The sequence below is a fragment of the Streptomyces roseirectus genome (assembly GCF_014489635.1).
Taxonomy (GTDB): Bacteria; Actinomycetota; Actinomycetes; order Streptomycetales; family Streptomycetaceae; genus Streptomyces; species Streptomyces roseirectus.
This window is the reverse complement of the sequence record NZ_CP060828.1, coordinates 9,425,928-9,436,803: the sequence shown is the minus strand read 5'-3', so window position 1 is coordinate 9,436,803 and position 10,876 is coordinate 9,425,928. Positions and strand designations below refer to the sequence as shown.

Sequence of the window (10,876 nt, the reverse complement as noted above, 5' to 3'; positions counted from 1 at the left end):
CCTTGGAGGACAGTTGTTCACGCACGACGGCTCGGCTCTCGCGGCCAGGAGCCCGAGAATCGCCGGAGTCGGCACCGCGGTCCCGCCCGACTCCTACACGCAGCGGGACATCCTCGACCGCTACGGCGTCGACGACCCGCGTATCACCTCGCTGTTCCTCAACAGCGCGATCGAGCGGCGGCACCTCACCCTGCCGCCGCCCGCGCCCGGCGGCGGACCCGGCGCCGAGAGCCAGGGGGAACTGCTGGCCAAACACCGCGCGACCGGGCTGCGGATGGGGGTGCGGGCCCTGCGCGAGTGCCTGGAGAGCGCTGGTCTGAGCACGGACGACGTCGGCTACCTGTGCTGTGTCACCACGACCGGGTTCCTCACGCCCGGCTTCTCGGCCCTGCTGATCAAGGAGGCCGGTCTGTCCCGCAGTTGCTCCCGGGTCGACGTGGTCGGCATGGGGTGCAACGCGGGGCTGAACGGGCTGACCGCGGTCGCCGGCTGGGCGAGTACGCATCCCGGGCAGCTCGCGGTGATGATCTGCATCGAGGCGTGCTCGGCGGCGTACGTGTTCGACAGCAGCATGCGCAGCGCCGTCGTGAACAGCCTCTTCGGGGACGGCGCGGCGGCGGTGGCGGTCGTCGCGGACACTCCTGGCACGGGTACGGCGGCCGGTCCGCGCATCGTGCGGTTCGCGAGCCGGGTCATCCCGGAGGCGGTCGACGCGATGCGCTACGACTGGGACGACCGGCACGGGAAGTTCAGCTTCCACCTCGACCGCGACATCCCCTATGTGGTGGGGAGCTGTGTCGAGGAGGTGACGGACCGGCTGCTCGCCGGGACGGGCGTCCGGCGTTCCGACGTGGCCCACTGGCTGATCCACTCGGGCGGCAGGAAGGTCATCGACTCGGTGCGGGTGAACCTCGGTCTGACCCGCCACGACGTGCGCCACACCGTCAGCGTGCTGAGGGACTTCGGGAATCTCTCCAGCGGCTCGTTCCTCTTCTCCTACCGGCGCCTGGCCGAGGAGGCCGTGGCGCGTCCGGGCGACGTGGGGGTGCTGATGACGATGGGCCCCGGATCGACCATCGAGACCGCGCTGGTGCGCTGGTGAGACACGCGGTCCTGGGCCGACGATTCCATGAGACGACGGAGACAACCATGCAGCGTTCCCCGGCCCTGTTCCGAGCCGACCTGTCCCTCGATCTTCCCTACAGCGACCTGGCCAAGGCCGTCGTCGACGCCTGTGAGCGCGCGGAGGACGCCGGCGCCCGCGTCGCGGCGCTGTCCCTCGGCGGCGGCCGCGACTGGCCGGGCGCGTCCGAGGTGCACGAGGTGAACACCTGGGAGCGGGCGTTGCGCCGCTGGGAGCGCCTGCCCGCCGTCACGGTGACGGTGGCCGACGGCGCCTGCTCCGGGCCGGCCCTGGAAGTGCTCAGCGCCTCCGACCTCCGGGTGGCCGGGCGGAACCTGCGGCTCGGGCTGCCCGGCACGGCGGCCACCGGGTTCTGGCCCGGCACGGTCCTGCACCGGCTGACGCGGCGCATCGGCGCGTCAGCGACCCGCCGGCTGTGCCTGTTCGCCCACCCGCGCACCCCGCTCGACGCCGGCGAGGCGTGCCTGCTCGGTCTCGTGGACGAGGTGGTGGACAGCGGCGGGATCCAGCGCCGCCTCGACGAGCTGGCCCGCGACCTGCCCGCCGGGCTGGAACCCGCTCTGCTGCGCCAGCTCGTCGACGACGCCGCGCACACCTCGTTCGAGGAAGCCCTCGGCGTCCATCTGGCCGCGTGCGACCGCCTGTTGAGGAACGGAGGGGCACGGCCGTGACCACGACCCACACGCTCACCGCACTGGCCACCGCGGCCCGGCGCGAGGAAGCGCTGCTGGCCGCCCTTCCGCCCCGCCCCGATCGCGGCGCGGCCCAGCAGCGGGACCTCGACGACGCCACGGCCGAGGCACGCCGGCTGCGCACCGCCCTGATGGCCGGGCACGCCGAGCAGGTCTACGACGAGCTGACCGAGGGAGGCACGGTCCGCCACCGGCTGACGCCCCTGGTGCACCGGGCGGCCGAGCGGTTTCCCGGGCTCGTGCCGGGCAGGGACCGGATGGCCGCCGAGGAGCGGCGCGCGCAGCGCGACAAGGACGGGCTGGAGATCGACCAGGCGATCTTCGTCCACGGCGTGCTCGCCGCGCCCCGGTGCGGCGGCCATCTCCTGGACACCATGCGTCTGCCGACGCCGGCCGCGCTCGCGCTGCTGGAGGAGTTCCGGCGCACGGGGCGGGCCGACCTGGGGCCGGTCGTGCTGGAGCGCAGGCCGCCCGCCTGCCATCTGACCATGACGGACCCGGCGACCCTGAACGCGGAGACGAATGAGCTGGTCGCCGCGATGGAGACCGCCGTCGACCTGGCGCTCCTGGACCCTGAGGTCCGGGTGGGCGTGCTGCGGGGCGGCGCGGTGTCGCACCGGCGGTATGCGGGCCGCAGGGTCTTCAGCTCGGGCATCAACCTCGTCCATCTGCACCAGGGCCGCATCTCGTACCTGGACTTCCTGATCGGGCGTGAACTGGGCCTGGTGAACAAGCTGTTGCGGGGCCTGTACGTTCCCGGGGCCGTGAGTCCGGCGCGGGACGTGGCGCAGAAGCCGTGGATCGGCGCGGTGGACACCTTCGCCATCGGGGGCGGCATGCAACTGCTGTTCGTCATGGACCGGGTGATCGCCGCGCACGACGCCTCCTTCTCCCTCCCGGCCGCCCGCGAGGGCATCGTGCCCGGCGCCGGGAATCTGCGGCTGCCGCGGTTCGTCGGCAACCGGATCGCGCGGCAGGTCGTCCTCACCGGCCGCGCGATCCGGGCGGACGAACCGGCGGCGCGGCTGATCTGCGACGACGTCGTCGAGCCCGGCGCCGTGGACGCCGCCGTGGAGACGGCCGTGGAGGAGCTGGCCGCGCCCGCCGTGGCCGCGAACCGGGCGATGCTGACCGCCGCCGAGGAGCCGCCGGACGTCTTCCGCGCGTACATGGCCGAGTTCGCGCTGCACCAGGGGGCGCGGCTGTACGCGCCGGACGTCCTGGACAAGGTCTCGGCGTTCAGCGCCGCCCGTCCCGGCCAGGAGGTCCGATGACTCCCCTCGTCCTCGACGCCGGCGGGCTGCACCCGGCGATCACCGATCCGGCGGTCGAGTCCGTCGGGTTCCTCAACGAGGCGCTGGCGCGTTATCCCGACGCGATCTCCTTCGCCCCGGGCGCGCCGCACGCCTCCTTCGTCGACGCGGTCGACCTGGACGCGTGCGTCCGGCGTTTCGTCGCGCATCTGGAGCGTGACCGGGGGCTGGACGCGGTGCGGGCGCGGCGCCGGGTGCGCGAGTACGGGCCGAGCCGGGGGATCATCGGCCATCTGGTCGCCGAGGCGCTGACCCGTGACCACGGTTTTCCGGTGGACGAGTCGGCGGTGCTGATCACCGCGGGCTGTCAGGAGGGCATGCTGCTCGCGGTGCGCGCCCTGTGCGCGGGGCCCGGGGATCTGCTGGCGGTCGTCGATCCGTCGTTCGTGGGCATCCTGGGTGCCGCCCGGCTGCTGGGCGTGCCGGTGGTGCCGGTGCCGGAGACGGCGGGCGGGCTCGACCTCGACGAGCTGCGGCGGCTGTGCCGGACGGCGCGGGATGCCGGGCGGCGTGTGCGGGCGCTGTATGTCGCTCCGGACCACGCCAACCCTTCCGGGACCGTCCTGGACCACGCGACCCGGCTCGCGCTGCTGGAGCTGGCGGCGCGGGAGGATCTGGTGCTGCTGGAGGACATCGCCTACGGGTTCACCGGGGTGCCCGGCGCGGCGCCGCCGTCGCTGAAGGCCCTCGACCGGGACGGGCGTGTGGTGGTGCTCGGTACCTTCGCGAAGGTCTGTCTGCCCGGGGCGCGGGTCGGGTTCGTCGTCGCCGACCAGCGGGTGCGTGACGCCCGGACGGGGCGTGTGACGTCGCTGGCCGGGACGATGGCGGCGCTCAAGACGATGGTGACCGTGAGCACGTCGGCGATCGCCCAGGCGGTGATCGGGGGGCTGCTGCTCCAGCACGGCGGTTCGCTGGCCGAACTCGGCAGGCTGAAGGCCGAGGTGTACCGCCGCAACCTCGCTCTGCTGCTCGGCGCCCTCGACCGTCACCTGGACGACGCCGGGCCGGGGGTGTCGTGGAACCGGCCGACGGGCGGCTTCTTCGTGCGGATGCGGATTCCCGTCAGGGCGGACATGGGGCTTCTGGAGCGCTGTGCGCGGGAGCACCGGGTGCTGTGGACGCCCATGGCCCCCTTCTACCTCGGTGCCACGGGTGACAACGAGCTGCGTCTCGCGTGCAGTTACCTCGATCCGCCCGAGATCGAGGAGGGCGCGCGGAGGCTGGCTGGTTTCCTGAGGGAAGTGCGGACCGCATGATCTACGACAGCGCTTCCGACATCGTCCTGGACAACGTCTTCGTGCGCCTTCCCGGTTTCGTCCCGCGGGTGGACGTGCTCCTCAAGCTGGAGGGGCTGAACCCTGCCGGGTCGATCAAGCTCAAGACGGCGCTCGCGCTGATCGAGTCGGCGGAGTCGACGGGCCTGCTGCGGCCGGGCCGGCGGGTGATCGAGTCGTCCTCGGGGAACCTCGGCGTGGCCCTGGCCACGGTGTGCGCGGCGCGCGGCTATCCGCTGTCCGTGGTCACCGACCCCAACGCGGCCCGGCAGGCCATCCGGTTGATGGAGTGTCTGGGCGCGGAGGTCGTCGAGGTGAACGTCCGGGATCCGCACGGCGGTTATCTGCACACCCGGCTGGACTACATCCGGCGCAGGCTCGCCGAGGATGCGGGCCTGGTGTGGCTCAACCAGTACGCCAGCCCGGCCAACGTCCGTGTGCACCGCGAGCGGACCGCCCGTGCCGTGCACCACGAACTGGGGGACGTCGACGCGCTGTTCGTCGGCGCGGGCACCACCGGCACCCTGATGGGCTGCGTGGAGTACTTCGCCCGGCACAGCCCGCGCACGCGGGTCGTCGGGGTGGACGCGGTGGGGTCGGTGACCTTCGGCGGGCTTCCCGGGCCGCGCCGGATCCCGGGGATCGGCGCGAGCCGCCGGCCGGAGATCTGGGCCGACCGGGACGGTCTGGAGAAGGTGCAGGTCAGTGAAGCCGACACGATCGCCGTGTGCCGCATGGTGGCCGCCCGGTACGGCCTGCTGGTCGGCGGCTCCACGGGGACGGTGCTGTCCGCCGTGCGCCGGCTCGCCCCGGTGCTGGCGCCCGGCGGCACGGTCGTCGCCGTCTCCCCGGACCTGGGCGACAAGTACGTGGACACCGTGTACTGCGACGCCTGGGTGCGCGACCACTACCCCGAGACATCCGATCTGACCGCCGCGCAGCCGGTCAGCGCACCATGAGAGCAGGAGAGATTCCCGTGGCCCCCTTCTCGGTCGTTCCCGGACCGGTCGTCTCCGGCATCCTCGGCGCCTCCCACGCCGCGATCCTGGACATCGTCGCCCGTACCTATCTGGCCCACGAGCAGGGGCAGTCGGTCAATCCCGACAGTTACTTCCTGCGTTTCCCCGACAAGCCCGACGCCCGTGTCATCGCGCTGCCCTCCTATCTCGGCGGTGACGTGGACGCGATCGGCATCAAGTGGATCGCCAGCTTCCCCGGCAATATCGCGCGGGGGCTGCCGCGTGCGTCGGCCGTCCTCCTGCTGAACGACTACGCGACGGGGTATCCGCTGGCCTGTCTGGAGGCGGCGGGGATCAGCGCCGCGCGCACCGCGGCGTCGGCGGCGATCGCGGCCCGCGCCCTGGCGCCCGGCGCCGGGCCGGTGAGCGCGGCCTTCGTCGGCGCCGGGGTGATCGCCCGCACCGTACTGGACTACCTCACGGCCCATGGCGTGGCCCTGTCCGACGTCCTCGTCCACGACCTGGACGCGGCGAGCGCCGGGCATCTCGTCCGGCACGCCGGGCAGCGGCTCGGGGTGCCCGGCGCGGTGGGGTCGCTGGAGCAGGCGCTCGCCCGGGACCTGGTGGTGTTCGCGACCACGGCGGCCACGCCCTACGTGCCCGCCGGGACCTTGTTGCGTCCTGGGCAGCTCCTGCTGAACATCTCGCTGCGCGACCTCGCTCCGGAGGTCCTGCTGGGCTGCGACAACGTCGTCGACGACGTCGACCACTGCCTGAAGGCCCAGACCTCGCCCCATCTGGCCGAACAGCTCACCGGCGGGCGGGAGTTCGTCACCGGGACGCTGGGCGGTGTGCTGGCGGGCGAGGTGGTCCCGGATCCGGCGAGGCCGACCGTGTTCTCCCCGTTCGGGCTCGGCATCCTGGACCTGGCGGTGGGCCATCACGTCCTGCGCGAGGCGCGCCGGCGAGGGGCCACGGTGGAGATCGCCGAGTTCTTCGGGGAGACGGCCCGCTGGTGATGTGACGGGGTGTCAGGTCCGGGCCCTGACGCCCTCCGGGACCGGGGCGTGGCTGTTCCAGATGAGCGCCAGTTGGACACGGGAGGAGATGTTCAGCTTGCGGAAGATGCTCCGCAGGTGATGCGCGACGGTGTGCGGCGAGATGAAGAGCCGCTTGCCGACCTCGGTGTTCGTCAGCCCCTGGCTGGTGAGGTCGGCGACCGCCGACTCCGCGCTGGTCAGCGGCAACGCCGTGTCCGGTCCGGACTCCGCGCAGGCGGCCCGGCAGCGCACACCGAAGGCGCGCAGCCGGTTCGCCACCCGGGAGACGTCGCGCACGGCTCCCGTCGCGGCGTAGCCCTGGGACGCCTCCTTGAAGAAGCCGACGGCCGACGCGTGGTCCGAACGCCGGGCCGAGAGGAGCACGGCGACGTCCTCCAGGGCGGACGCCTTCAGCCACGGATCGGCGTACAGCTCCGCGGCGCCGCACAGCTGGGCGGGGTCCTTGTCGGTCAGTCCCGCCGCGTGCAGGGCCGACGCGCGGAAGACCCGGAACTGGGGGTGCCCGGCGGCGAGTTCCCCGGCCGACGACACCGTCCTGCGGGAGATCTGCTCGTTCCCCAGCCGGTTCGCGGTGCGCACCAGCCAGGACGTGACGTCCGGCTGCCTCGTGATCAGGCTGTGGAGCTGCGCGGTGTCCGAGGCCAGCCCTTCAAGGAGGTATTCCGCCGCTGTGGGACCGATGGCGATCTCCGTGATCTGGGCGACCATGCACGCGGTCGAGAGCCGGGCGACCCCCGTGTTGCCCAGGAGAGCGTCGTCCCGCATGTCTTTATCGATCCGGAAGGCGGTCTTCGTGTCTCCTTTCCGCAGCGCGCAGGTGGAAAGGACGATGTGCGCGGTCGCGCGCAGGCATCCCCTGCCGTTCGGCCGATTGGCGCGCAGGCAGTCCGTGGCGGCGGCCACGGCTTCGTCGAGCCGCCCACGTGTGAGGTCCAGACGTGCCTGGGTCGCGTACGCCAGGGCGCGCAGCCGGGCGGCGGGGGCCGCGTCGAGGGGCCCGGCGGCGTCGAGGACGCGCTGGCCGGAGCAGGGCATCTGGAGTGTCGCGAGGCGCGAGGCCAGCCAGACATGGGCCAGTTGACGGCAGTCCTCGGGGCACCGGCCGCGGCCGACGTGCGTGGCCTTGGCGACGGCTTCCATGCTGAGGCTGATCTGTCCTTCGTACCAGAGCCGGTACGCCTGCTCGAAGAACCTGGCGGAATCACAGGATCCGGGTGCGCATCGGGTGAGCGTGCACTGAATTTCTGACCAGGAGTGTGCCACAGGCCACCAACCTTGTTCTGCGTGCCGTGTGAATGGTTGCCTTCTTGTGGACCTGCTACGGATCAGCGCCGTCCGGCGCACCATTCCAGTACGGCCATCGCCGCGTACAGCTTGTTCTCCGCCTGGTCGAAGGCGAGGCTGCGGGGGCCGTCCAGCACCTCGGCGGTGACGTCCTCCCCGCGGTGCGCCGGCAGGTCGTGCAGGAAGACGGCCTGCGGGCTGTCCTCCCACAGGGCGGAGGTGACCTGGAAGGGCGCGAAGGCGCGCCGCCAGTCGGGGTCCGCCTTGCTCGTCCCCGTGGTCTGCCACCGGGTGGTGTAGAGGACGTCGAAGCCGGCCGGCCGTTCGTCCATGGAGTGGCGTTCCACCAGGGTCGCGCCGCTGCGCGCGGCGTTCTCCGTCGCGCGGCGCAGTGTCGCGGGGCTGAGGCCGTAGCCGGGCGGGGTGCGCAGTTCGAGGTGGACGCCCTTGAACCTGGTCAGGGTGAGGGCCAGGGCGGCGGCGGTGTTGTTGCCCTCGCCGAGGTAGCAGATCCGCAGTCCTTCGATCCGCCCGAAGTGCCTGAGCAGCGTGGCGAGGTCGGCCACCGCCTGGGTGGGGTGCTCGTCGGCCGTCATGGCGTTGACGACGGCCATCCTCCGCTGGCCGGCCAGCGTGCGCAGGTCGGCGGGGTCGCCCGCGGTGCGGGCGACGAGGAGGTCCAGCATGCGGGAGAGCACGTCGGCCGTGTCGGCCAGGGTCTCGCCGGTGTTGGTCTGCAGGTCTCCCGGGCCGAAGGTGACGATCTGCGCGCCGAGCCGCAGGGCCGCCGTCGAGAACGACGTCCGGGTGCGGGTGGAGGTCTTGAGGAAGTAGATGCCCGCGACCAGACCGTCGAGTTGACGGCCGCCGCGTACCGATCCCGCCGAGAACTCGGCGCCGCGTTCGGCGAGGGCGGCCAGTTCGGTGTCCGTCAGGTCGGACGTCGAGATGAGATGTCGAACTGCACCAATACTCATGGGATCACTCCGTTGTGCTGGGCACGGCTCCGGCGTCTGCGGGTCGGCCTGGTGGGGGATTCATGGGTGACATGAGGCGGCCGGGGCGGCCGGGCGTGGGACATGGTGATCCGGAGTCTCAAAACGTCTCCGAGCTGGGGCGATACCCCTCCGGAGGGAAGTCATGCTGCCACAAGCCCTGCGGCCTCCGGAAGTGAATCTTGCCTTTCTCTCAAATGAACCGCGCGGGCCAGACGTCGTTACTCGGAGTAATAGGTGGGATGTATGTGGCGTCCGGCGAAAACGTCAAGGTTGACGATGGGAAGCCCCTCGCGGGTGCGGAAAGCTGTGGGTGCCCGGCATGCGCGCGGGCAGCCTGCACCTTCCGAAAGAGGAGTCCATGGCCACCGTTCTGTCGGTCTCCGGCAGTCCCTCCGCTTCCTCCCGCACGGGCAGGCTGCTGCGCCACCTCGACGCCCGCCTCACCGCGCAGGGGCACGAGGTGATCCCCCTCGACGTGCGCGCCGTGCCGGCCGAGGCCCTGTGCGGCGCCGACGCGCGGCACCCCGCCGTCGTCGCGGTGAGCGAACTCTTCGAGCGCGCCGACGGCGTCGTCATCGGCACCCCCGTCTACAAGGCCGCCTACGCCGGTGTCCTCAAGGCCCTGCTCGACCTGCTTCCGCAGCACGCGCTCAGCGGCAAGAGCGTCCTGCCGCTGGCCACGGGCGGCACGCTCGCCCATGTGCTGGTCATCGACTACGCGTTGCGCCCGGTGCTGGCCTCCATGGGCGCGGCCCACATCGCGCAGGGCTGGTTCACGCTCGACCAGGACATCACCGCGCACGAGGACGGCTCCCTCGTCCTCGCCCCGGCCGCGGCCGAGAGCCTGCGTCACGTCGTGGACGTCTTCTCCGCCGGTCTGCACCGGATCCCCCGGCCCGCCCTGGCGAGTTGACCACCCCGGGTCCGCACGCCACAGCACGGCCGCGCACGACTTTCCAGAACGGAGCCCCGCCATGTCCCTCACCTTCCACTGGTTCATCCCCACCAACGGCGACAGCCGGCATCTCGTCGGCGGGCCCGCGGCCGGTGCCTTCGCCCGGGACCGGCCGGCGTCGATCCCCTACCTCGGCATGATCGCCCGCGCGGCGGAGGACATGGGCTTCACCGGCGCGCTCAGCCCCACGGGCCCCTGGTGCGAGGACGCCTGGCTGACCACCGCGATGGTCGCCCAGCACAGCGAGCGGCTGAAGTTCCTGGTGGCGTTCCGGCCCGGCATCATCTCGCCGATGCTCGCCGCGCAGATGGCGTCCACCTACCAGCGGCACACCCAGGGCCGGCTGCTGCTGAACGTGGTGACCGGCGGCGAGAGCCACGAGCAGCGCGCCTACGGCGACTTCCTCGGCAAGGACGACCGCTACCGGCGCAGCGGGGAGTTCCTGGAGATCGCCAAGCGCCTGTGGCAGGGCGAGGCCGTCACCTTCCAGGGCGAGCACATCCAGGTCGAGAACGCCGAACTCGCCCGGCTGCCCGACCCCGTCCCGGACGTCTACTTCGGCGGCTCCTCGCCGGTCGCGGGCGAGATCGCCGCCCGCCACGCCGACGTGTACCTGACCTGGGGCGAACCGCCCCACCAGGTCGCCGAAAAAATCAACTGGGTGAAGGGGCTCGCGGAGAAGGAGGGCCGCACACTGCGCTTCGGCATCCGGCTGCACTGCATCACCCGCGACACCTCCGCCCAGGCGTGGGCCGAGGCGGACCGCCTGCTCAGCGGCTTCGACGAGGAGACCCTGCGCGAGATGCGGGAAGGACTCCGCCAGACCGAATCCCTGGGCCAGCAGCGCATGTTCGCCCTGCACAACGGCAACCGCGAAGGGCTGGAGATCTACCCCAACCTCTGGGCCGGCATCGGCCTCGTCCGCGGTGGCGCGGGAACAGCGCTGGTCGGCAGCCACGACGAAGTCGTGGACCGCATCAAGGAGTACGCCGCCCTCGGCATCGACGAGTTCATCTTCTCCGGCTTCCCGCTCCTGGAGGAGGTCTACACCTTCGGCGAGGGGGTCCTGCCCCGGCTGGCCGCACAGGGCCTGTGGCAGAACCCCTACACGAAGGCGACGGCATGAGGAACTGAACGCGCGCGGGCCTTGAAGAGACGTGGCCACGACTCGCCCGCCCCGACCGCGTCGTCCG

At 72.1% G+C, this 10,876-nt stretch carries 10 protein-coding genes; 8 read left to right on the top strand and 2 right to left on the bottom strand.

Annotated elements, in window-relative coordinates:
• Nucleotides 1-13 precede the first annotated feature (13 nt).
• The 6 genes from dpgA to sbnB are packed head-to-tail and all read left to right on the top strand — an operon-like array spanning nt 14 to nt 6,404.
• A complete protein-coding gene (dpgA, locus tag IAG44_RS40635; protein ID WP_187752021.1) occupies nt 14-1,102 on the top strand; it encodes a 3,5-dihydroxyphenylacetyl-CoA synthase DpgA in 1,089 nt (362 codons plus the stop codon).
• Nucleotides 1,103-1,149: 47 nt separating this feature from the next.
• Complete coding sequence (gene dpgB, locus IAG44_RS40630) at nt 1,150-1,815, top strand: enoyl-CoA-hydratase DpgB (RefSeq protein ID WP_187752020.1); 666 nt, start codon at nt 1,150-1,152, stop codon at nt 1,813-1,815.
• Entirely contained in the window at nt 1,812-3,110 is a 1,299-nt protein-coding gene (dpgC, locus tag IAG44_RS40625; protein WP_187752019.1) for a (3,5-dihydroxyphenyl)acetyl-CoA 1,2-dioxygenase DpgC, read from the top strand. The genes dpgB and dpgC overlap by 4 nt, the downstream gene beginning before the upstream one ends.
• Complete coding sequence (locus IAG44_RS40620; RefSeq protein ID WP_187752018.1) at nt 3,107-4,408, top strand: aminotransferase-like domain-containing protein; 1,302 nt, start codon at nt 3,107-3,109, stop codon at nt 4,406-4,408. Before dpgC ends, IAG44_RS40620 begins: the two co-directional genes overlap by 4 nt.
• A complete protein-coding gene (gene sbnA, locus IAG44_RS40615; RefSeq protein WP_187752017.1) occupies nt 4,405-5,385 on the top strand; it encodes a 2,3-diaminopropionate biosynthesis protein SbnA in 981 nt (326 codons plus the stop codon). Before IAG44_RS40620 ends, sbnA begins: the two co-directional genes overlap by 4 nt.
• Nucleotides 5,386-5,402: 17 nt before the next feature.
• Nucleotides 5,403-6,404, top strand: a complete 1,002-nt coding sequence (sbnB, locus tag IAG44_RS40610; protein WP_281404328.1) for a 2,3-diaminopropionate biosynthesis protein SbnB — start codon at nt 5,403-5,405, stop codon at nt 6,402-6,404.
• Nucleotides 6,405-6,416: 12 nt separating this feature from the next.
• On the opposite strand, the gene IAG44_RS40605 is transcribed toward sbnB, so the two are convergent.
• Nucleotides 6,417-7,586 (bottom strand): helix-turn-helix transcriptional regulator, encoded by a 1,170-nt coding sequence (locus tag IAG44_RS40605; protein WP_187752015.1) that lies wholly within the window; start codon nt 7,584-7,586, stop codon nt 6,417-6,419.
• Between the two features lie 185 nt (nt 7,587-7,771).
• Nucleotides 7,772-8,707: an ornithine carbamoyltransferase gene (locus tag IAG44_RS40600; RefSeq protein ID WP_187752014.1), complete on the bottom strand. Its 936-nt coding sequence runs from the start codon at nt 8,705-8,707 to the stop codon at nt 7,772-7,774.
• 379 nt (nt 8,708-9,086) lie between these two features.
• Here IAG44_RS40600 and ssuE point away from each other — a divergent pair, with 379 nt between their 5' ends.
• Together ssuE and IAG44_RS40590 are read left to right on the top strand one after the other, a co-directional pair.
• Nucleotides 9,087-9,641 carry an NADPH-dependent FMN reductase gene (gene ssuE, locus IAG44_RS40595; RefSeq protein WP_187752013.1) on the top strand — a complete coding sequence of 185 codons (555 nt, stop codon included), beginning with the start codon at nt 9,087-9,089 and terminating at the stop codon, nt 9,639-9,641.
• A 61-nt stretch (nt 9,642-9,702) separates the two neighbouring features.
• The gene (locus IAG44_RS40590; protein WP_187752012.1) at nt 9,703-10,809 is read left to right on the top strand and encodes an LLM class flavin-dependent oxidoreductase; all 1,107 of its coding nucleotides are present in this window, start codon (nt 9,703-9,705) and stop codon (nt 10,807-10,809) included.
• Nucleotides 10,810-10,876 lie beyond the last annotated feature (67 nt).